Consider the following 22,799-nt stretch of genomic DNA (forward strand, 5'->3'; position numbering starts at 1 on the left):
TCAGATTGAGCAAAATGAAAAGCAAGCACTGTAATGCTTGCTTTTAGAACTTAACTATTGTATCCCTTATGGTGATGGCCTGCTCCAAATCCATTAGCCATATTATTGTGTTTATATCATTTCTTTGTTAAATGAACTTCAATTTTTATGTCTTTAGATTCAACGGTCTTATTATCACTATACATTGTTAAATACTTAGATTGATTAAAATTATTACCCGGTGGCGGCATCAAGTCATACCAGAACGATTTGTCGTCATTTTCAATAAACTTGATATACCCTGTTTCGTATGGCGATCCTTTAAATTCATAAAGATTGAGTTTATCAATTAAAAATTTTCTCGCCTTTGCATCCAGTTCTTGTGCTGTAACCAGTTTTTTGTCGGCTTGTATTTCAAATGTAATGATATGCTTGCTATTTTCAAAAACTTTTACATAGATCGTTTGTGATTTGTGATTATCTAAGTGATTTCCTTCATAGTTTGTTACGCCACCATACATACAGGTTTTACCATTATCTTCTTCATTCCCCTTTTCTTTTCCAGAGAAATAACAATTAACATAATAATTTGCACCAAAAATATCGACTTGTTTATTTCTATACTTTTGTGCTAATTCTTTACTCGCAAATTCTGTTTTTACTAATCCATATTCTTTTATTTCAGACTCTCTTATACAGAAAATTAAATCGTGTGCCAATAAACTATCGATAGATTTAACATTACTCTCAGATATAAAATTTCGGTCATATAAATATTTCACATTCCCCATCAAACCTTTAAATTCACTTGATTTGTGTAATTGGTCTGGTGTTGGGTCTAGCGTATGATCTGCTAAAGCCGTAGAACTTGAAATAACGAATAAGATTGTAATGCTAAACAATAAACTGATGACAAATCGTTTCTTGTTCATACTTTTCTCCTCCATCCAAAAGTCCAAGAATATCTATATATACTCATAATATAATAATTAAATTATATAAACAATTGTCCACTTAAGCTGAGATTATATAAAAACAGACATATAAACGTTTCTCACTCGCCCTGTTTGACACCTGCTACATTGACATGACTGTTAGGTTTGTCCATCATTGGTCATGTTCACAAAATGATAGCTTTCATTCAACACAAAAAAAGCAAGGTTGCAATGCCAGAGTACTATACACTTGACACTTTATTGACACTTGCTTTTCAAAAACGTTGTTATATCAATATATTAAATATAATTTGTATGGAGAGGGTCATCATTTTTGGTCAACGTATATTTTTTGACCATAAAATGACCCAAATCTCAAAATAATGAAAAACACCTTACAAACTTTATACATCAATGTTTGTAAGATGTTTTTAAAATCCGAATATTAGCAATTAGGTTATATGTAGTGGAGACGGCGGGATTTGAACCCGCGTCCAAAGGTCCTGATACAAATGTTTCTACGTGTGTAGTCTATCTTTCAATTTCACATCATGCAAGGCGATAGACAGCCAACATGATGCTAGTTTGATTCATCTCTTCTCGCCAGACTTCAAACGGCAGTGACGAGCGTATCCTACTAAAGTTGAATCACGTTAACAGCACATAGGCGATGCTGTTAGGTGATGCAGAGTGCAATTAGGCAGCTACTGCGAAATTATTGTTAGTTTTGCCAGTTATTATAAACTGATGTGTTGGTAACGAAGACAACCCTCCGACACGCTTCATGAGCTCGGGGGACCCCTGTCGAATCCATAAACGTCCCCGTAGTATTCAATGTGCTTCCGTTATATGAAAGCACATTATATCATATCAAAAATTGACATACTTCGCAAATTCTTAATATTTTTGTTTCATCGCACGGTCCATATCACGTTTAACCGCTTTTTCTTTTAATGATTGACGCTTATCATATTTTTTCTTACCACGTGCAACGCCTAATAATACTTTACAATTGCCGTGTTTCAAATACAATTTAAGCGGAATAATCGAATAACCAATCTCACGCGTACGTTCGCCTAATTTCAAAATCTCACGTTTGTGTAATAACAGTTTACGTACACGTAGCGGATCATGATTAAAACGGTTCCCCTCTTCATAAGGCGCAATGTGCATATTATGCAAGAAGATTTCACCATGTTTCACTTGTGCGTAACTATCTTTTAAATTGGCACTCCCACGACGAATCGATTTAATTTCCGTCCCTTGTAACGCAATGCCCGCTTCAATCGTGTCCTCGATGTTATAGTCATGGCGCGCTTTACGATTTTCTGCTAATGTGCCTTTTCCTGATTTTTTTGGCATTGGTTTCACCTCAAATTATTTTTTCTTTTTTCGTGCCTTTTTCTTTACTTTTTTACCTTTATAAAACGGCTTGTGTTGTGTATTACCTGATTTGTCACGTTGTCTCGCATTTTTACCTTTACGTGATTTACGCTTTTTCTTTTTATCAGTTTTCTCAAATTGAGTGCCTTTTGTTTTCGCTTGAATCGTTTTACCACGTGGGTCTCTTTCACGTTTCGAGCTTACATCAATTGGCATACCTACAATTTGGAAATCGATTTGACGTTCATCCACATCAACATGAATGACTTTAACCTTTACGACATCACCAATGCGGTAAACTTTCGCTTTTCGTTCACCAATCAATGCCATTTGGCGCTCATCAAAATGGTAATAGTCATCAGACATATTTTGCATGTTGACCATACCTTCAATCGTGTTGGGCAACTCTACAAACATACCAAAATTCGCGACAGAACTGATGACACCTTCAAATTCATCACCAATATGTTGAATCATAAACTCCGCTTTTTTCAGTTCATCCGTATCACGTTCTGCGTCAATGGCACGACGTTCACGATTTGATGTATGCTCAGCAATTTGTGGGAGCTTTTCTTCCCATTCATGCATTGCACGACCATCCATCGACTTTTCGATTAAATATTTACGCACTAAACGATGAACAATCAAGTCTGGATAGCGACGAATTGGTGACGTAAAATGCGTATAATAATCTGCCGCTAAACCGAAATGGCCTAAGTTATCAGCATCATAACGTGCTTGTTGCATTGAACGTAACATCATGGTTGAAATGACCATATCTTCAGGTCGTCCAGCAATCTCTTCGTGAATGTTTTGCAACGTACTTGGATGAATATCTTCGCCTGTTCCTTTGACCATAATGCCAAAGTTCGTAATAAAATCAAAAAACTGACGGAGACGTTCTGACTTCGGCTGTTCGTGAATACGGTAAATGAATGGCACTTCCATTTGATTGAAATGTTCTGCCACTGTTTCGTTTGCAATCAACATAAATGATTCGATTAAACGTTCACCTTCACCGCGCTCACGTGTCACGACTTCTTTCGGAATCCCTTCCTCGTTTACGATAACTTTCGCTTCTTTAATATCAAAGTCGATTTCGCCACGTTTTTTACGCATCGCAATCAATTGTTGTGATAACGTCTGGGCTAAATCTAACATAGGCACAATTTCTGGATATTGTGCTCTTGTCACTGCATCTTTATCTGTAATGATCCGATTTACCGCGTCATAAGTCATACGTGCGTTAGAATGAATCACACTTTCAAAAATCTCGTGTTTGACCACTTGACCTTGTGCATCAATTTCCATTCGACAACTCATGGCTAAACGGTCGACCTCAGGATTTAACGAACAAATCCCATTACTCAATCGGTGCGGAATCATCGGAATGACACGGTCGACTAAATAGACACTTGTCGCACGATCATACGCTTCTCGGTCTAACGCTGAACCTTCTGTGACATAATAGCTCACGTCCGCAATACTGACTGTCAATTCCGTGTTGCCATTGTCCAACTTTTTCACAGCAATGGCGTCATCTAAATCTTTCGCATCTGCACCATCGATTGTAATCGTCAGTTCATCTCTTAAATCACGACGGCCTTTAAGTTCATCGGGTTGTATTGTTTCAGGTACGTTTTCCGCTTCTTTCAATACATCATCAGGAAACTCAATTTCAATGCCATGTTGGTAAATGATCGATAAAATATCAACACCCGGATCATTTTTATGGCCTAAAATCGCTGAAATCTGCCCCTCTGGACTGTTCGTACCATCTGAGTATTGGGTAATTTGCACTAACACTTTATGGCCTTCTACTGCACCAAGTTCTTGACCTTTTGGCACGAAAATATCTTGCATAATGCGTTTATCATCAGGTACAACGAAACCGAAATGACGCGCTTCAGAAAATGTACCGACAACTTGTTTAATCGAATGGGATTCAATCGCCTTCACTTCACCTTCGAACTTGCCTTTGCGAAAATCACCGCGCGACTTCTTCACTTCGACTAATACGACGTCTCCATCCATTGCACGGTTGATTTTTGTCGGCGGAATAAAGATGTCTTCCATTTCTTGATCATCTGGACGTAAAAAAGCAAATCCCTTTTTATTTTGGCTTAATGTTCCTCTCACTAAACCTGAATTTGTCTTCTGTTGTTGTTTTTGATAACGGTCTTGTTTCGTACGCGTCACCATTCCTGTTTGTTCTAACTCTACCAAAATCTTTATAAGGTCACGAAATGAATCCGCACTACTCAATCCTAATGCATCTTGGAAGTCAGATACAGACATGGGTTCATAATCTGCACTTTTAATGATTCCGATAATCTCTTCTTTTAAATTCATTTTGCTCCTCCTTTCTTTTTAGAAAATAGTTAAAATTGATGTGTTATCGGCTATTTATTCAGACCAATCTAATGACTCTAAAAATTGATAAACATCTTCAAATACTGCTTCTTTTTCTTTATCAATAGTAATGACGTGACCAGATTCTTTGTACCAAGAAATTCGTTTTTCATCCGACATCACTTCATCATAAATGACATTAGCAGAATCTGGATTAATCATCTCATCTTGTTCAGCCTGTATCACTAAAATAGGATCAATTACTTCATCCACACTGTCGCGCACTTCTTGAATCGTCCCTTGTAACTCTCTCAACGTGTCAGTCGGATGAAACGCTGCCATTTCGCGCTCAATCGTTTCGTCATCTTTACCTTCATATTTTTTAAATTGACGGGCATAGTCTAGTACACCTTCATACATGGCCCCTTCCGTTTTAATGTACATCGGTGAGCACATCGTTACAATACCCTTTACAGTACGATTTAAGCTTAGTTTTAATGCAAAAACGCCACCTAATGATAAACCAGCGACAGCGATTTCGTCATAACCGTGTCCCACTAAAAATTCATAACCATCGAGCACATCTTTATACCATACATGAGGACTCGATTGCAAAATTTCTTCAGGTGGGGCCGCATGTCCTTCATAATGAGGTGCATAAGAGGTGTACCCTTTTTTCTGTAAAAAGCGTCCTAATTGTCTCACATCTGAACTGTTGCCAGTAAAACCGTGTAATAATAATACTGCACGTTTTCCTTCCTCAAAAAAGAAAGGTTTCGGTAATTGAATCTTCATCGGTAAACTCTCGTCCTTTCAATAACTCATACACTCTATTCTATCGGTTTGATACGGCGTACACAAACAAAAAAGTCCGACTTTTCAACGGCCGGACTCTACATATTGAAGTAACTGATACCTAACATTAATACAAAGAAAATAATCGAAAGTACAATTGTCAATCTATGCAAAAATAAATCTACACCACGTTGTTTTTGTTTACCAAATAATTGTTCAGCACCACCACTAATGGCACCTGATAAGCCATTGCTTTTACCTTCTTGCAATAAAACAACAGTGATGAGCGCGATACAGTCAATAATGAGTAATACTACGAAAAAACTATGCATCAGACTGTCCTCCATTCATCATATACGAAAGCTATTTTATCATATATTTAAACGATTCACAACAAGCTTTATCGATTAAACGTCGACTTGCGTTTGACACTCACCCTAATCATCATCACTGCCAGTACGAGCGATCCAACGATTACTAACGCATACGGGATTAAACCGAAGAAACCTTTCACATGAAAAATCGCTGTGTAAAGGATTGGTGGATTGAGTAACGCGTTGAAAATTTGTGAAATGAAAACCGCTAACATAAACCACCATAAATAAGGGTGTTGATTTTTTAATGCGACCACACCTGCTGCATTCGCGAGTATATATAGAATGCCGATGTAACGTAAACTGTTATTAATCGCATTAATACTATTTTCAGTCGCTTTATTTCCCGAATGTTCAAGCATATACGTCACCACTTGACCATCCACAATCATGACTTGATGAATCACTAAACAAACGGCGAATAAAAACGACAGATAAGCAAGTAACTTTCCTGTATGTTGGGCACGTAGCTCCGTGTCTTGTAATTGTGGCATTTCTTTGCTCCTTCTATATCATATAAGCCTATTATAACAGTTTAAAACGATGAAAGAAAATCAATGTTGGACATTTAAAAAAGAGGTTAGAACGCGATGTCCTAACCTCTCATTATAACATTATAATCTCATCTACTTATTTGCTTAAGTTGTAGAATGATTTTAAGCCTTCATATTTAGCTGTTTCGTAAAGGTCATCTTCAATACGTAACAATTGGTTGTATTTCGCAATACGGTCTGTACGTGATAATGAACCTGTTTTGATTTGTCCAGCATTTGTTGCAACAGCGATGTCAGCAATTGTTGTATCTTCTGTTTCTCCTGAACGGTGTGATACAACCGCAGTGTAACCTGCTTTTTGTGCCATTTCGATTGCTTCAAATGTTTCAGTTAAAGTACCGATTTGGTTAACTTTGATTAAGATTGAGTTACCGATACCTTGCTCAATACCTTTAGATAAGATTTCAGTATTTGTTACGAATAAGTCGTCACCTACTAATTGAACACGATCACCAATACGTTCAGTTAATAACTTCCAACCTTCCCAGTCGTTTTCATCCATACCATCTTCAATCGTAATAATTGGGTATTTGTTAACAAGTTGCTCTAAGTAGTCTACTTGTTCTTCAGCAGTAAGTTTCGCTGCATTTTCACCTTCGAATTTAGTGTAGTCATATACACCGTTTTCATAGAACTCAGATGATGCACAGTCAAAACCTAAGAATACGTCTTTACCTGGCTCTAAACCAGCTGCTTTGATTGCTTCAAGAATTGTTTCTACGCCATCTTCAGTACCTTCGAATTTAGGCGCGAATCCACCTTCATCACCTACTGCAGTAACTAAACCGCGTTTTTTCAAGATTTTAGCTAATGCGTGGAATACTTCAGCACCCCAACGTAAAGCTTCTTTGAATGACTCAGCACCCACTGGTAAAATCATGAACTCTTGGAATGCAATTGGTGCGTCTGAGTGAGAACCACCGTTAACAATGTTCATCATAGGTGTTGGTAATACTGTTGCATTGAATCCACCTAAATATTTGTATAAAGGTTGACCTAAGAAGTCTGCTGCTGCACGCGCAACTGCAATAGAAACACCTAAAATCGCATTGGCACCTAATTTACCTTTGTTTGCAGTACCATCTAATTGAATCATCATTTTATCGATTGAAACTTGTTCTAATACTGAGAACTCGCCTTCGATTAATTCAGGTGCAATAATTTCGTTTACGTTTTCAACTGCTTTTTCTACACCTTTACCTAAGTAACGATCCGCATCGCCGTCACGTAATTCTACTGCTTCGTGTTCACCAGTTGATGCACCTGATGGCACTAATGCGCGACCGAACGCACCACTTTCTGTTAATACTTCTACCTCAACTGTAGGGTTACCACGTGAGTCTAATACTTCGCGAGCGTATACATCAGTAATAATTGGCATAATGTTAAATCTCCTTTTTCAATCAATTTATAAATATATATTCAATATGGTTTGAACATACTTTATTCCGTTTTATATTTGACTACTTAATGCTATTATAGCGATTCATCTGTGTTTCTCAAATGATTTAATGTTGAATTAATGATTCACCCGTCATATCTTCAGGTTGTTCGATATTTAATAAATCAAGTAACGTTGGTGCTAAATCGCCAAGACGGCCTGTTTCACGTAATGTGATGCCTTCTTTTGTTACAATGACAGGTACTGGGTTTGTAGTATGTGTTGTCATCGGTTGATCGTCATCTGTTAATACTTCATCGGAGTTACCATGGTCCGCTGTAATGATAGCTTGTCCGTCCATGTCTAAAATTTTATCAACGACGTCACCTAAACATTCATCTACTGCCTCAATTGCTTTGATTGTTGGCGCTAACATCCCACTGTGCCCTACCATGTCAGGGTTGGCAAAGTTAAGAATAATCAAGTCTAACTCACCTTTATCCAACTCTTTAAGTAATGCATCACGCACTTCGTAAGCACTCATTTCAGGCTTTAAGTCATACGTTGCGACTTTAGGTGAATTGATTAAAATACGACGTTCACCTTCAAACTCTTCATTCTGTCCACCGTTCATAAAGTATGTCACGTGTGGATATTTTTCAGTTTCAGCAATACGTAATTGGACTAAACCATTGTCTTGTGCCACTTCACCAATTGTATTTTTCAAGTCTACTTTTTCAAATACAACTGCTGAATCTACTTGATCATTGTATTTTGTAAATGTCGCATAGAATAAATCATTTACGCGCTCAACTTCAAAACCGTCGAATGCTTTGCTTGTGAAAATTTCAGACATTTGGCCTGCGCGGTCTGGTCTGAAGTTGTAGAAAATCACAGCATCGCCATCGTTCACACCATTGTTTTGGTTTTCAACTACAAACGGTTCAACAAATTCGTCAGTTAAATTGTTGTCGTAGTTTGCTTGAACACCTTCACGTGCTGATGCGTACTTTACATCACTGAATCCGCGAATTGCATCGTATGCTTTTTGTTCACGATCCCAACGTTTATCACGGTCCATTGCATAGTAACGTCCTGATACAGATGCAAATTGACCTACACCTAATGCTTTAAATTTCTCTTCTGTTTCGTCGATATATTTTAAAGCTGATTTTTGATCAACGTCACGACCATCTAAAAATGCGTGGACATAAACTTTTGTTAAGTTTTTACGTTTCGCTAATTCTAACAGCGCGAATAAATGTTTGTAATGACTGTGTACGCCACCATCAGAAAGCAAACCGAAGATGTGTAATGCGCTATGATTGTTTAATGCATGGTCCATTGCTTTGTTTAAGACGTCATTATCGAAAAAGTCACCATCTTCAATAGACTTATTGATACGTGTTAAGCTTTGGTACACAATACGTCCGGCACCAATGTTCATATGGCCCACTTCTGAATTCCCCATTTGTCCTTCAGGAAGTCCCACATCTAAACCACTTGCTTCAATTTGAGTCGTAGGATACTTCTCATAGTAGCGATCAAAGTTTGGTTTATGCGCTTGTTTAACAGCATTACCGTGTACCTCTTCTCGATTCGCAAACCCATCAAGAATAATAAGCGCTGTAGGTTTTTTTGCCATAATTATTTTGCACCTTCTAACAATTGAGTATAATCTTCTACTTTAAGTGATGCACCACCAACTAATGCGCCATCAATATCAGTTTCAGCCATATATTCTTTAATATTGCCTGGCTTTACACTACCACCGTATTGAATACGTGTTGCTTGTGCTACTTCATCACTTGTTAACTTCGCGATTTTTTGACGGACCGCTGCACACATTTCGTTCGCATCTTTCGCTGTTGAAGATTTACCTGTACCAATCGCCCAAATTGGTTCATAGGCGATAACAACTTTTTTAATTTGTTCATCTGATAAACCTTTTAACGCTTTTTCAACTTGGGCTTCAACGATTTCGTTTGCTTTACCACTTTCACGTTCTTCATCTGATTCACCGACACAAATGATTGGTGTCATGTTGTGGTTAAACACTGCATGCGCTTTTTTGTTAATATCTTCATCAGTTTCGTGGAATAGGTCACGACGTTCAGAGTGACCGATGACAACGTAGCTCACACCTAATGCTTCTAATGCGACTGGAGATGTTTCCCCTGTGAACGCACCACTATCTTCAAAATAAGTGTTTTGCGCACCGATTTTAAGACCTGGCGCAACATTTTCTTTTGTTAATGAAATCAGTGCATCAAGTTGAATTGTAGGTGCACAAATCACTGCCTCAACTTCATTTGTATCTGGTAATGCTGGTAACGTTTGTACAAAATCTTTCGCTTCTTGTACAGTTTTGTTCATTTTCCAGTTACCTGCGATGATTGGTTTTCTCACTATTAAACACTCCCTCTATTGTTCAATCAAATTTCATCTATAGAGTTATAGATTTGCGATTGCTTTAATGCCCGGTAATTCTTTACCTTCTAAGTATTCTAATGACGCGCCGCCACCTGTAGAAATGTGCGTGAAGTCATCTTCAAAGCCAAGTTGCATTGCCGCTGCTGCTGAATCGCCACCACCGATAATTGTTGTCGCATCTTGCAGCTCAGCAATCGCCTCACACACACCAATTGTACCTTGCGCAAAATTACTGAATTCAAACACACCCATTGGACCATTCCATACCACTGTATGTGCACCTTTTAATTGTTCTTTGAAAAGTGCAACTGTTTCAGGACCGATATCCATTGCTTCTTGATCTTCAGGAATGTCGTCGATAGAAACTGTTGTAATTTGTGCATCGTTTGAGAATTCTTTCGCAACTTTTGCATCAACTGGTAATACGATTTGATCACTTGCGCGTTCTAATAAATCTTTCGCGAAGTCAATTTTATCTGCTTCAAGTAATGAAAGACCAATTTCTTTACCTTGTGCTTTTAAGAATGTGTACGCCATGCCGCCACCAATCAGCACTTTGTCAGCAATATTTAATAAGTTTTCAATGACACCAATTTTATCAGAAACTTTTGCACCACCAAGGATGGCAACAACAGGTTTGTTTGGATTTTCAACAACGCCACCGATAAATTTAATTTCTTTTTCCATTAAAAATCCAGCAACTGTTTCTAGATGTGTTGAAATACCAACGTTTGATGCATGTTCACGGTGAGCTGTACCGAATGCATCATTAACAAAAATATCGCCAAGTGATGCCCAGTAACGACCTAATTCACTATCATTTTTAGATTCTTTCTTACCATCAACATCTTCAAAACGTGTATTTTCAAACATCAACACATCGCCTGAATTTAATGCTTGGATTGCAGACTCTAATTTTTCGCCACGTGTTTCAGGAATAAATTGGACGTCTTGACCTAATTTTTCTGATAAACGTTTTGCAACAGGTGCCAATGAAAGTTTCTCTTTATCACTTTCTTCTTTCACTTTACCTAAGTGTGAGAATACGACTACTTTCCCACCTTGCTCAATGATGTACTTTAAAGTTGGCAATGCTTGAACGATACGGTTGTCGTTCGTGATTTCGCCGTCTTTCATAGGAACATTGAAATCCGCGCGTACAAGAACAACCTTATCCTTTAATTCAACATTTGTGACATCCTTTTTTGCCATAAAGCATCCTCCTCGTTATCGCTCTCAATTTTAAAATAAGCGGAGAAGCGTTTGTGCTCCCCCGCCTACTATCAGCTACAAAATAGTTAGAAGCACATATTTAAGTACTTACAAACCTATTTTAATCTATATTATTTAGATTGGCTTGCTAAATATTCTAAAGTACGAACTAATTGAGCAGTGTATGACATTTCATTGTCGTACCAAGATGCAACTTTAACTAATTGACGGTCGCCAACAGTCATTACACGTGTTTGTGTAGCATCGAATAGCGCACCGAATGTCATACCGATAACGTCAGAAGATACGATTTCGTCTTCAATGTAACCGAATGATTCGTTAGTTGCTTCTCTCATGACTTTGTTAACTTCTTCAACTGAAACTTCTTTTTCTAATACAACTGTTAATTCAGTTAATGAACCAGTTGCTACAGGAACACGTTGTGCGCCACCGTCTAATTTACCATCGATTTCAGGAATAACTAAACCGATTGCTTTCGCAGCACCAGTTGAGTTAGGGATAATGTTTTCAGCAGCTGCACGCGCACGACGTTTGTCACCTTTTCTGTGAGGTGCGTCTAATGTGTTTTGGTCACCAGTGTAAGCGTGAATTGTTGTCATTAAACCTTCAACGATACCAAAGTTGTCTTGTAAAGTTTTGGCAACAGGTGCTAATGAGTTTGTTGTACATGAAGCACCAGAAACAACTGTTTCAGTACCATCTAAAATTTCGTGGTTAACGTTATATACAACTGTTTTAAGGTCACCTTTAGCTGGTGCAGAAATTAATACTTTTTTCGCGCCTGCTTCGATGTGTGCTTCAGCTTTTTCTTTATCAGTGAAGAAACCAGTACATTCTAATACCACGTCGATGTCTAACTCGCCCCATGGTAAGTTTTTAGGTTCTGGTTCAGAGAATGATTTCACTTCTTTACCATTTACACGGAAACCACCGTCAATTACTTCTACTTCTTCAGTAAAACGACCTTGTGTTGAGTCATATTTTAATAAGTGTGCAAGCATATCGTCGTCTGTTAAATCATTTACTGCTACAACGTCGATATTTTCCACATCTTGAATTCTTCTAAATGCTAAACGACCAATTCTACCAAATCCGTTAATTGCTACTTTTACTGCCATGTTAATGGCCTCCTTTAAATGATATTTAAAAAGTGGATCAATTCAATACTTAAACAATTCACTCACTTTTTATTTTCAACAAATCTTTCCCTTGTGATTACCTTTGCCGCAGCTTCATCTGTAATCAACACCGTATTAGGTGTCGCCATCTTAAGATAAGCTTTAATCGCAAGCCCTTTGGATTCTCCGCCAGCCACAGCAAAAATATGTGCTTTTGATTGCGCTTCTTCTAGTTGAATACCAATCGTTTTAACTCTGTGAATAATTTGCCCTTGTTGATCAAAATAATAACCAAACGCTTCACCCACAGCAAAATGATGTTGAAGTTTTTCAATGACTTCTGATGACGATTGTCTTCTCTTCGCCATTTTCAGCGCATCACCAATGCCGTGTATTGTAAACTGTGATTCACGTATTTTATCGAGCGTTTGAATCACTGAAGGTTCGTTCATTAAATTTTGATAGGTCAATTCACTCACTTGTTCAGGCACATATAACGTTGTATAACTGCCACCAGTCCTTTGAGCCATACGAGAACAAATTGTGTTCGCTTGAAAGATGACATTTTGACCGAGACCGCCACGTGCCGGCACAAAGAGTACTTGGAAAGGCAAATGCGACATTGCGTCACTTACCGATGCCATAGTAGAGCCACCTGTTACTGACACAATAGCATGATCATACAGTTGCTTTTCAAGAAGTTGTCCAGCGATGCGACCTAATTCTACTTTAACGTTTGAATCTTTATCACTATCACCAGGAATCACATGAACTTCATCAAGTTGATATGTCGATTTGATAGATTGTGCAAGGTGATGATAGTCCGTATACTGATCGAAATATGCATTCAGCTGTGAGACAACATCTAAACCTTGTGAAGTCAATGTCATACCTGTCGATTTTACCGATATTAATTCTTGTTGTTTCAATAAATCTGTCTCTGAACGTAGCACACGCTCAGTGAGGTTAAGCAACTCACTTAAAGTCCGCCGCCCAACCGGTTGATACTTTTGAATCGTTGTTAGAATAGAAAAACGTCGACGCATTTTGTCTATCAAGTCAGGCACAATTTTTTGTTGAACATGAATCATACGTTCCATGATAAAGGCCTCCTTAATAGTAACAAGATGGCCATATTCAAGCCATGCCGTGACATTTTTAGTCCCAAATACAATAAATACTTATCATGTTTACAAATTCATCATACTATTTGTGCACAACAAATGCAAGTCAAAAAGCATCCCGATTTTTATAAACGTTGGACAAATAACGACCATCAATACACAACATGATAACTGATGTGATGTTATTATTCACATTTTCCACTAAAACTAAACATCGATACCCCATTCATTGCAATCATTGACAAGATAATTTACATTGAAAGAAAGAGGTGAAACTATGTCTAAACAATCTGACCAACCCGAAGTCATTGACCCATCCGACCCACGCTATCGACATCCTGATGAGATTAACCACAGTCAAGATAATACATTCCAAAACGATACAGGACCATTTCGGCGGACACATGTGCGCACAATAGGTTGTACCCCAGTGGGATGTTTGCCTGGCTGTCTTTTCTCAATTATTTTATCGATACTCTTAACATTGCTTCTTAACCTTATATTCTAAAACGATACGTATCATTAATAAAAAAGGGCTGCTGAGATGACTTACATATCTCAACGACCCTTTTTTGCCCTATTCATTTTGCCTATGATTACGATATATTATGACTCGTCACTATTCCGCGCTTTTGAGGATGGCTCTGAGCGCTGTTGTGGCGCAGTATTCCTTTCAGCTGTTGGACGTTCGTTTGACTCCGATTGACCTGTCTGTGTTCCTTGAGATGTACGTTGCTCGGCTGAAGGTTTGGATTGTGTCGTTTTCGGTTCTTCTGTCGTTGCCTCTTCCGTTGTACGTTCCTTTTCCGTTGCTTTATTATCGCTGTCGTCCTTCTCTTCTTCCGTTTTCGACTTCGATTTTCGAGCTTCTGCTTCTTTTTCTCTTTGTTGTTGTTGCTGCTGTTGTTGACGTTGCCATTCGAGTTGCGCTTGTCGTTCGGCTTCTATTTCTGCTTGGCGTGCCGCTTCAATTGACCGTTCTTGTTCAGCTTGAGCCGCTTCAATGCTTCGTTCTTTTTCTCGTGCTTCGCGTTCTTTTCGCGCTTTCTCTTTTTTAATCTCTGCGTCACGCTTTTCCTTTTGTTCTTCAATTGACTTCTCTTTTAAACGTTCATTCCCTCTATGCGATTGATCGACAAATGAAAAAATGGCAAAGACGAGTCCCCCGAGCAATAACAGTATGACAATGACACTTAAAAAGCCAAGTAAACGTCTCTTTTTTTTATCAGGTTTCACATTGCGGCTGCCTTGCTCATTTGGTTTTGGTGCTGACATTGCATTCCCTCTCTTTATAAATTGATGACAATATATTTTATTCAATCATATTTCATTATGAATTCAAAACTTAACGCACGCATTTTACCGAAATTAATAAAATGAGTTAGCTTTTAGTATACTGGAATTTCAATTAATGTAAATGACACAATCATCTAATTATCACATGGATACCCTCTCTTTCTGTCTATTATGTCGGACATAGCTATGGCATATAACCATTTAACTTTGTACTATTCATCTTATTATTTACCCGTTTATATCTCTTGAAATCATTCATACAGAAACCATTTTAAAATACGTGTTTCTAGTTCTAGTTAAGTCTGACACGTTCTTAAGTTTAATTTGTAAAAATAAAGGAATGTATGTACTAAGACAAATGTAAAGGAGAGTCAAAATGAAAAGAATTGTTAATATGCTCATTCGTTTCATTGTTTATCGTGTAATTGGCAAGTTCATCACTCAAAAAATGAATGACCGTCAACGTAAAAATAAATAACTTTTTACACGAGTCATTTTTATAAGTCACTTTGAAGCCACTAACGAAGACAATGTTGATTCCCTAACATAAATAAAGAGATCTGAATGCTGCATCATCCAGATCTCTACTAAAGGGAGTCAAAAATACCTTCGTCGTATATATTTAAGGGGTATACTGAATTTAATTAAGAGATGTATTAATTATCGAAGGTATCTCTATTATAACGTACTTTGTGAAAAAATAAACAGATTCAAGTCATCGTAAGTGAAGAATTGATGACCATTTATTGACAATACTATGAACTCATATAAAGTAAAGGAGCGAAGCCTATGAAACGCTATTTAATTACAGGTGGCACTGGTATGGTGGGACGTGCTTTAGTTGAACAACTTACACGTTCTAATGAAGCGATAATTTATATCCTGACAAGAAGTGATCAAACTTCACAACAACAACATGTACATTATATTAATTGGAGCAAGGACGGTTGGGAGGAAGAAGTCCCTCACATTGACATAGTTATTAATTTGGCAGGTGCTACATTGAACAAACGTTGGACAACGCAACATCAACAAATTATGATGACAAGTCGTATTCAAGCGACACGTGCGCTATTTGACTTATTTAAACTACGTGAACAAACACCTGATGTCCTATTTAACGCCAGTGCTATGGGGTATTACCCGCCATCAAAAACGGCTGTGTATACTGAATCATATCAAACGACACCTCATGATTTATTATCAGAAATCGTGTATCAGTGGGAAAGACAAGCGACACTGTTTGAACAACTTGGCACACGAGTCATTTGCGGACGTTTTGGACTGATTCTCTCTCGTGACGGCGGCGCACTTCCAATGATGGCACTGCCTTATCGTTTCTTTGTAGGTGGCCGTGTGGGTAATGGCCGTCAATGGTATTCATGGATTCATTTAGCAGATTTAGTACGTGCCATTCAATTTCTCATTCAGTCTCCCAAAGCTTCTGGCCCGTATAATTTATCAGCACCAGTACCCGAAACTCAACATCAATTCGGCAAAGTTTTAGGAAGCGTCATGCATCGACCACATTACACTTGGGTACCTGCATTGATATTACGTCTTGTGCTTGGCAAAATGTCAACGCTCATACTCGATACACAATACATGGTACCACAAAAAATATCAGACTTAGGATTTCAATTTGACTATCCGACCTTACCGTTAGCCTTAAAAGATTTATATTCGAAATAAAAACCACTATAGATGACTCGAAATGTTGTTGATTTTACAACCATTCGAGTCATCTTTTTAGTGGCCTATAGGGGGACATAGAAAATTTTTAGCCATAATCCATTCATAGATTGATATTTCATTAACGGCTATAAAGCAGTCAGAAAATAAGGGTGAATGGGATAATTGATACTATTGTTTTTTGATTTCATAATTTTACCCTTAGTTTTACTGTATTTGATATAAGCTTGCCCAGAAGGCTGAGACGCCTGAGGGATACAGTTGAAAACAAAATGATGTCTTTTAATTTTGAGTGTGGCCGCTGTTCAACGCAGTAGCTGTCTGACTTCTCAATGCGCATACTTTTAAGAAGTCGAGTTAGTCATGCGGGGGCAATACGACAAAATCTTTGTGACACATGAGCTTTCTGTATTGCTCCAAAAATCTAATTCTGCATCGATCAAGTGTTTATTTCAATCAAGTCAAGTTGAAGGGCCAGTACCTAGAACGCGAAGCCATGAGGGCAATCAAAAGCCACAAATCATAGGGCGGGCAAGTTTAACAAAAATATTGCATCAATAGCATCAAAAATTTTTATGTCGCATGCCCGTACAATTTTCATCTTATTTTAACTGCTTTTGATAGAATACGAGATTGAGCCAGCGTTCAAATTTATAGCCGACCTTTTTCAATGTTCCCATATAGTTGAAGCCCATTTTTTCATGCAATTTCAAACTTCCTTCATTGCTATCATCAATGCCAGCCACAATCGTTTGATAACCATTCGCTGTTGCATCTTCAATCACTACTGTTAATAACTGAGACGCCACACCTTGTCTTCTTGCATCGGGGCTAACATAGATGGAATGTTCAATGGTATATTGATAGGCAGGCCAATTCCTAAAAGGACCATAAGTCGCAAAACCTAGCACTGTCCCTTCATTTTCATAAACAAAAACCGGATAACCGTCACGTTGCTTTTCTGCTAGCCATTGACGTCGTTCTTCAATATGCGTGGGTTCATATGTATAAACTGTTGCAGTATGCAAAATGGCGTGATTATAGATTGCCATAATTGCTTCTAAATCATTCAGTGTCGCTCGTCTAACATGTTGCTTCATCGTCAATCCTCCATTAATACGCACTTTCAAACCCTTCCGATATAGCAAAAAAGGGATGAAACTGTTGTCTCACCCCACATTTATCGCATCACTTTATTAAGCTTTTTCAGGCTCCATTACTTCGTCGATTAAACCGTATTCTTTTGCTTCTTGAGCAGTTAAGAAATTGTCACGGTCTGTATCTTTTTCAATTTTTTCAATAGGTTGACCTGTACGTTCTGACAAAATTTTATTTAATCTTTCACGTGTTCTTAAAATGTGTTTCGCTGCGATTTCGATTTCAGTCGCTTGACCTTGTGCACCGCCAAGTGGTTGGTGAATCATCACTTCTGCGTTTGGTAATGCGAAACGTTTACCTTTTGCACCTGCAGCTAATAAGAATGAGCCCATAGATGCTGCCATACCGATACAAATTGTTTGTACATCTGGTTTAATATGTTGAATTGTATCGTAAATCGCAAAACCAGCTGTTACACTACCACCAGGTGAATTAATATATAAATAAATATCTTTCTCCGCGTCTTGTGCTTGTAAGAATAATAATTGTGATACGATTGAGTTTGCTACGTTATCATCAATCGCTGAACCTAACATGATGATACGGTCTTTCAATAAACGTGAGTAAATATCGTATGCACGCTCACCGCGGTTTGTCGTTTCAATAACTGTAGGAATTAAATTCATTTGATGATTCCTCCTAAATTTATTAATTTGTTTCTATTCTAACCCAAAAGTCAAAAATGGTCAAAAACAACGCACTCATAGACAAATTTTTGCTAGGAGTTGACCCTCGCATGCCCGAAAGGTACAATGGTGAATAGACTTAAGCAATTAACCCCTCGTAGTGTAATGGATAACACATAAGATTCCGGTTCTTACAATAGAGGTTCGATTCCTCTCGAGGGGGTTCATACCATTCAATAACACACTTTTTAAAATTAAGAATCCCATAACGGCGGGGTTCTTTTTGTTTTGCTAGTCAATAGCGCGCTAGATGACGAACATTTCAAGGACTTTCATTCATCTATTCCCGATTCAGTCGTCACTGTAACCTTTACGTTGTTGATAATGGTTACGGCGATCTAGCCTTAAAATTAACATTCACTCAACCGCACTAACATCAATACGGTCATGAGAATTAGTACTACAAAAGTCGCTCAAAAGCATTGTAAATTTATGTCCTTACTATGATAACACGATAAATCATTATCGTATAACTCGTTTACATTAATACGGATATTCCCTCTACTGGCAAGTTCATGAGCGATTTTCCTTACTGAGATACTATAGCTAGGAAACTTATTCTATTTGCCGGTGCGTACGCTTACAATGGTCTTTAAATACCGTTTTTTGTCTTTGCATCTGAAGGATTAACTTCAACACCCATTTCTTTAGCAACTTTTTAATTTTATTGATATCAAACATAGAAAATCCCTCTTACTCAACAATTCTTGCTTTATTATACACTATGCAACTTGTGTCATATACACAGATTTGCTTCTCTGTTCTTACATCCCCTATATTCATAAACACATCTTTAAATTTTTGATTTGTTGATAGCAGTGTTGCGATGATAACTTAAGCTTCAACGTATAGCATATACATATTCATGATTTGACATCTACGTTTTATTTTATACTTATCAAAAACAAAGATGACTTCTTTCTCCATCACTCTAACGAATCCCCCTAATTCATCTTCTTCTGATGGTCTATCTAAATTCACTCATTCAACAATACATCAATTTCTGCATTAAAATAAGCATCTTTAAACCTTTTTAGAGGTCTAAGATGCTTGTTATCAACAGGACTATATTTACACTTCAAATGGTTCTCCACTTCTAATTTTATCAGCCATTTCATTCAGTTTTCTCAAACGATGATTAATGCCTGATTTAGAAATGGTACCAGTGCTCACCATTTCACCTAATTCTTTTAGCGAGACATCTTGGTGCTCAATACGCAATCTCGCAACTTCTCTTAATCGATCTGGCAAGTTATCAATGCCGATTTCTTGATCAATCAATTGAATACTTTCCACTTGTTTCATAGCCGCACTGACTGTCTTATTTAAATTTGCCGTCTCACAATTAACGAGACGATTAACTGAATTCCGCATATCTCGGACAATTCTCACATCTTCAAACTTTAGTAACGCTTGATAGCCACCAATCAAACTTAAAAATTCAGCAATTCGCTCAGCTTCTTTGAGATATGTAATCCATCCCTTTTTACGTTCTAAACTTTTTGCATTTAATTCATACGTATTCATCAATTGTGTCAAACCAGTTGAATGACCTTCATAGAGCGAGAAAATTTCTAAATGATATGAAGACGTTTCTGGATTGTTCACGGAGCCACCTGCTAAAAATGCGCCACGTAAATAACTCCGTCTCATTTCGTCATCTTTTACCATTTCAGGATCGATATCATGGCTGAACATGCCGTTTTTCAAAATCCCAAGTTCATCTAAAATTTCCTTCGTCTTCATTTTTATTCGACAAATATAAATATTGTTTTTCTTCAACTTCATTTTTTTGCGTACTAATATTTCAACTTCAACTTTAAACACAAATTTAATCAGTGAATAAATACGTCGCGCCGTCGTTGCATTTTCCGTTTGGATATTAATCACAAATTGTTGGTTAGACAGACTCAAAGCCCCGTTCATTCGAATCAGTGCGCTTAGTTCTGCCTTAGCGTTCGCATGGTCAACTTCAATTCGTGTCAGTTCATTTTTCATTTCAGATGCAAAGCTCATAATGAATCTTTCCCTTTCTATTTACTATGGTTCAAAATGGCTACAATTAGGATTTGAATTGATCTGGGTCAAACTGAATCGTACTAATTTCTTGTAAGGCAATTTCATAAATCATTTCTGCCAAAACTTCTGTACGATGGCGCACATAATCATGTTCTGAAACTTCTACAAGATGCTGTCCTGTCACGAGCTGTACACCGAGTTGATTCAATTCATCCTTATTATAATACACAGGCTTTGCGCCCTTTGATTCATATTTTTCAATAATCTGAGGTGAAAATTCTAGTTGATTCGCAATCACAAAATCAAGCACATGATTACCGAGTTGTTGATGAATGGCATCGATATGATCCATGACTGTGTAATGATCTGTTTCACCCGGTTGCGTCATAATGTTAGAAACATATAATTTTTTCGCGTCACTTTCGACTATCGCATTAGCAATGCCTTTGACGCACAAGTTTGAAATCACACTCGTATACAAAGAACCCGGACCTAACACAATCAAATCCGCTTCACGCAATGCTTCAATTGCTTCGTCCATTGGTTGGACATCTGCAGGCTCTAGAAACACACGCTTAATCTTCTTTTGTTTTCTTGGAATATTAGACTCCCCTGTGACAATTTCACCATCTTCCATCTCCGCGTTCAAAGAGACACTCGAAATCGTCGACGGTATAACGCGGCCTTTAATATTTAAAATTTTACTTAATTCTTTCACAGCATGACCGAAATCATGAGTAATATTCGTTAAAGCCGCAATCAGCAAGTTCCCCAATGAGTGACCGCTAATTTGATCTTCTTTAAATCGATATTGAAACAGTTGCTCAAGTGTCGGTTCTACATCACTTAAAGCAGCCAATACGTTACGTACATCTCCTGGCGCCGGAATATCCATCTCATCTCTGATTTTCCCCGTGCTGCCACCGTCATCTGCTACTGTCACAATTGCTGTAATATCTATCGGAAAAGTTTTTAATCCTCTTGCCAAAACGGATAAACCAGTACCTCCACCAATCAGTACTAATTTAAGTTGTTTCATTTTACTCGCCACTTTCTATATGCGCATCACGATGATGAACATACACATTATAATCATAAATTTGCTTTAGTTCTTCAGCTAAACGTTGTGCTAGTGCGACTGAGCGATGCTGACCACCCGTACACCCAATTGCGATAACGAGTTGCGATTTGCCTTCTTTTTTATAACCGGGAATCATAAATAACAATAAATCTAATAGTTTTTCATAAAATGTATTCGTTTCTTTCCACTTCATCACATATTTATAAACATCTTCATCCATACCTGTGAGTGGTCGCAATTCAGGCACATAGTATGGGTTCGGTAAAAAGCGGACATCAAATACTAAATCTGCATCGATTTGAATGCCATGCTTGAAACCAAAACTAGAAACATTGATTGTAAATGTTGATTTATTTTCTTTGTTAAAATATTCATAAACACGTTTTCTCAAGGCTTTAGGTGATAACGTTGTTGTATCTAAAGTGTAATTCGCCAAACTTCTGATTTCTGCTAGTAATTTACGTTCTTCATTGATGGCTTTGACGAGCGGTAACTCGGTATGTTCTTGTAGAGGATGTTTACGACGTGTTTCTTTATAGCGTGAAATGAGCTTTTCAGTATCTGCATCAACGAATAGCACATCGACAATAACATCTTTGCGACTTTGTACTGCATCGATTTCACGTACTAAATATTGGAAAAATTCGCGTCCTCTCAAGTCAATCCCTACAGCAACTTTTTGCATCGACGGATTACCTTGTTCCATTAACTCTACAAATTTCGGAAGTAAAATCGGCGGTAAGTTGTCGACACAGAAATAGCCTAAGTCTTCTAAACTTTGAATGACTAATGATTTCCCTGCACCAGATAGGCCTGTGACAACAAGGAGTTCACTTTTTACGATTTCATTATTTTCTTCATGTTGCATTATTAACCACCATCCAATCATATTCTCTATTAGTTTACATGAAAACAGTCTAAAGTTATAGAGGGATGGATATAGGACATCAAAATTTTGATGCTACTGATGGATAAAGCATTTGTTTAACTTGCCCTCCTCCTTTGGTTTGGGTTTGTGGTTTTTGAGTGCCATCGTGACTTCTCTTTTGCTAGAGGCTGGCTCTACAACTCAACTCGGCTTGCTTTCAACTTTATCCCTTAGGCATCTTAGCCTTCTAGGCAATCTTACATCAAATATAGAAAAACTGAGAGCAAGATTATGAAATCAAAAAACAATAGCGTCATTTTTTTGTCCAATTTAACCTC

The 22,799-nt window shown here is 37.7% G+C and carries 20 protein-coding genes, 1 tRNA gene and 1 other RNA gene; 3 read left to right on the forward strand and 19 right to left on the reverse strand.

Annotated elements, in window-relative coordinates; all coding sequences use genetic code 11:
• Positions 1-116: 116 nt before the first annotated feature.
• The 13 genes from BJK46_RS02130 to BJK46_RS02190 all read right to left on the reverse strand — a co-directional run bounded on the left by BJK46_RS02130 (position 117) and on the right by BJK46_RS02190 (position 13,637).
• Entirely contained in the window at positions 117-911 is a 795-nt protein-coding gene (locus tag BJK46_RS02130; RefSeq protein WP_065354460.1) for an exotoxin, read from the reverse strand.
• A gap of 467 nt (positions 912-1,378) precedes the next feature.
• Positions 1,379-1,738: a transfer-messenger RNA gene (ssrA, locus tag BJK46_RS02135) on the reverse strand.
• Positions 1,739-1,811: 73 nt separating this feature from the next.
• Complete coding sequence (gene smpB, locus BJK46_RS02140) at positions 1,812-2,276, reverse strand: SsrA-binding protein SmpB (protein WP_014614474.1); 465 nt, start codon at positions 2,274-2,276, stop codon at positions 1,812-1,814.
• 15 nt (positions 2,277-2,291) lie between these two features.
• Positions 2,292-4,649 (reverse strand): ribonuclease R, encoded by a 2,358-nt coding sequence (rnr, locus tag BJK46_RS02145; RefSeq protein WP_063284482.1) that lies wholly within the window; start codon positions 4,647-4,649, stop codon positions 2,292-2,294.
• A 54-nt stretch (positions 4,650-4,703) separates the two neighbouring features.
• Positions 4,704-5,444, reverse strand: a complete 741-nt coding sequence (locus tag BJK46_RS02150; RefSeq protein ID WP_103263561.1) for an alpha/beta hydrolase — start codon at positions 5,442-5,444, stop codon at positions 4,704-4,706.
• 98 nt (positions 5,445-5,542) lie between these two features.
• Complete coding sequence (gene secG / locus BJK46_RS02155; RefSeq protein ID WP_014614477.1) at positions 5,543-5,776, reverse strand: preprotein translocase subunit SecG; 234 nt, start codon at positions 5,774-5,776, stop codon at positions 5,543-5,545.
• Between the two features lie 68 nt (positions 5,777-5,844).
• Positions 5,845-6,312 (reverse strand): hypothetical protein, encoded by a 468-nt coding sequence (locus BJK46_RS02160; RefSeq protein WP_014614478.1) that lies wholly within the window; start codon positions 6,310-6,312, stop codon positions 5,845-5,847.
• A 136-nt stretch (positions 6,313-6,448) separates the two neighbouring features.
• Positions 6,449-7,753 (reverse strand): surface-displayed alpha-enolase, encoded by a 1,305-nt coding sequence (gene eno / locus BJK46_RS02165; RefSeq protein WP_014614479.1) that lies wholly within the window; start codon positions 7,751-7,753, stop codon positions 6,449-6,451.
• A 127-nt stretch (positions 7,754-7,880) separates the two neighbouring features.
• Entirely contained in the window at positions 7,881-9,398 is a 1,518-nt protein-coding gene (gpmI, locus tag BJK46_RS02170; protein WP_014614480.1) for a 2,3-bisphosphoglycerate-independent phosphoglycerate mutase, read from the reverse strand.
• Between the two features lie 2 nt (positions 9,399-9,400).
• Positions 9,401-10,162 (reverse strand): triose-phosphate isomerase, encoded by a 762-nt coding sequence (tpiA, locus tag BJK46_RS12380; protein WP_103263562.1) that lies wholly within the window; start codon positions 10,160-10,162, stop codon positions 9,401-9,403.
• A gap of 45 nt (positions 10,163-10,207) precedes the next feature.
• On the reverse strand, positions 10,208-11,398 hold the full coding sequence (locus BJK46_RS12385; RefSeq protein WP_014614482.1) for a phosphoglycerate kinase: 1,191 nt from the start codon (positions 11,396-11,398) through the stop codon (positions 10,208-10,210).
• Positions 11,399-11,529: 131 nt separating this feature from the next.
• Positions 11,530-12,537 (reverse strand): type I glyceraldehyde-3-phosphate dehydrogenase, encoded by a 1,008-nt coding sequence (gap, locus tag BJK46_RS02185; RefSeq protein WP_014614483.1) that lies wholly within the window; start codon positions 12,535-12,537, stop codon positions 11,530-11,532.
• 62 nt (positions 12,538-12,599) lie between these two features.
• Positions 12,600-13,637 carry a sugar-binding transcriptional regulator gene (locus tag BJK46_RS02190; protein WP_063278552.1) on the reverse strand — a complete coding sequence of 346 codons (1,038 nt, stop codon included), beginning with the start codon at positions 13,635-13,637 and terminating at the stop codon, positions 12,600-12,602.
• Between the two features lie 301 nt (positions 13,638-13,938).
• On the opposite strand from BJK46_RS02190, the gene BJK46_RS02195 reads away from it, so the two are divergent.
• Positions 13,939-14,169: a hypothetical protein gene (locus tag BJK46_RS02195; RefSeq protein WP_081247719.1), complete on the forward strand. Its 231-nt coding sequence runs from the start codon at positions 13,939-13,941 to the stop codon at positions 14,167-14,169.
• A 98-nt stretch (positions 14,170-14,267) separates the two neighbouring features.
• Here BJK46_RS02195 and BJK46_RS02200 read toward each other — a convergent pair whose 3' ends face one another.
• Positions 14,268-14,936, reverse strand: coding sequence for a DUF4887 domain-containing protein (locus tag BJK46_RS02200; RefSeq protein WP_063278551.1), 669 nt, complete (start codon positions 14,934-14,936; stop codon positions 14,268-14,270).
• Between the two features lie 810 nt (positions 14,937-15,746).
• Between BJK46_RS02200 and BJK46_RS02205 the strand changes: the two genes are divergently transcribed.
• On the forward strand, positions 15,747-16,649 hold the full coding sequence (locus BJK46_RS02205) for a TIGR01777 family oxidoreductase (protein WP_099987281.1): 903 nt from the start codon (positions 15,747-15,749) through the stop codon (positions 16,647-16,649).
• Between the two features lie 602 nt (positions 16,650-17,251).
• Here the strand turns inward: BJK46_RS02205 and BJK46_RS02210 are convergent.
• Positions 17,252-17,749 carry a GNAT family N-acetyltransferase gene (locus BJK46_RS02210; protein ID WP_014614488.1) on the reverse strand — a complete coding sequence of 166 codons (498 nt, stop codon included), beginning with the start codon at positions 17,747-17,749 and terminating at the stop codon, positions 17,252-17,254.
• Between the two features lie 96 nt (positions 17,750-17,845).
• Complete coding sequence (gene clpP, locus BJK46_RS02215) at positions 17,846-18,460, reverse strand: ATP-dependent Clp endopeptidase proteolytic subunit ClpP (RefSeq protein WP_256726599.1); 615 nt, start codon at positions 18,458-18,460, stop codon at positions 17,846-17,848.
• Between the two features lie 124 nt (positions 18,461-18,584).
• Here clpP and BJK46_RS02220 point away from each other — a divergent pair.
• A tRNA-Arg gene (locus tag BJK46_RS02220) sits at positions 18,585-18,656 on the forward strand.
• 908 nt (positions 18,657-19,564) lie between these two features.
• Here BJK46_RS02220 and whiA read toward each other — a convergent pair.
• The 3 genes from whiA to rapZ are packed head-to-tail and all read right to left on the reverse strand — an operon-like array spanning position 19,565 to position 22,461.
• The gene (whiA, locus tag BJK46_RS02230; RefSeq protein WP_014614491.1) at positions 19,565-20,509 is read right to left on the reverse strand and encodes a DNA-binding protein WhiA; all 945 of its coding nucleotides are present in this window, start codon (positions 20,507-20,509) and stop codon (positions 19,565-19,567) included.
• A 46-nt stretch (positions 20,510-20,555) separates the two neighbouring features.
• Entirely contained in the window at positions 20,556-21,551 is a 996-nt protein-coding gene (locus tag BJK46_RS02235) for a gluconeogenesis factor YvcK family protein (RefSeq protein ID WP_014614492.1), read from the reverse strand.
• Position 21,552: 1 nt separating this feature from the next.
• Positions 21,553-22,461 carry an RNase adapter RapZ gene (gene rapZ, locus BJK46_RS02240; RefSeq protein WP_014614493.1) on the reverse strand — a complete coding sequence of 303 codons (909 nt, stop codon included), beginning with the start codon at positions 22,459-22,461 and terminating at the stop codon, positions 21,553-21,555.
• Positions 22,462-22,799: the final 338 nt, after the last annotated feature.

It is taken from the genome of Staphylococcus pseudintermedius, assembly GCF_001792775.2.
GTDB lineage: Bacteria > Bacillota > Bacilli > Staphylococcales > Staphylococcaceae > Staphylococcus > Staphylococcus pseudintermedius.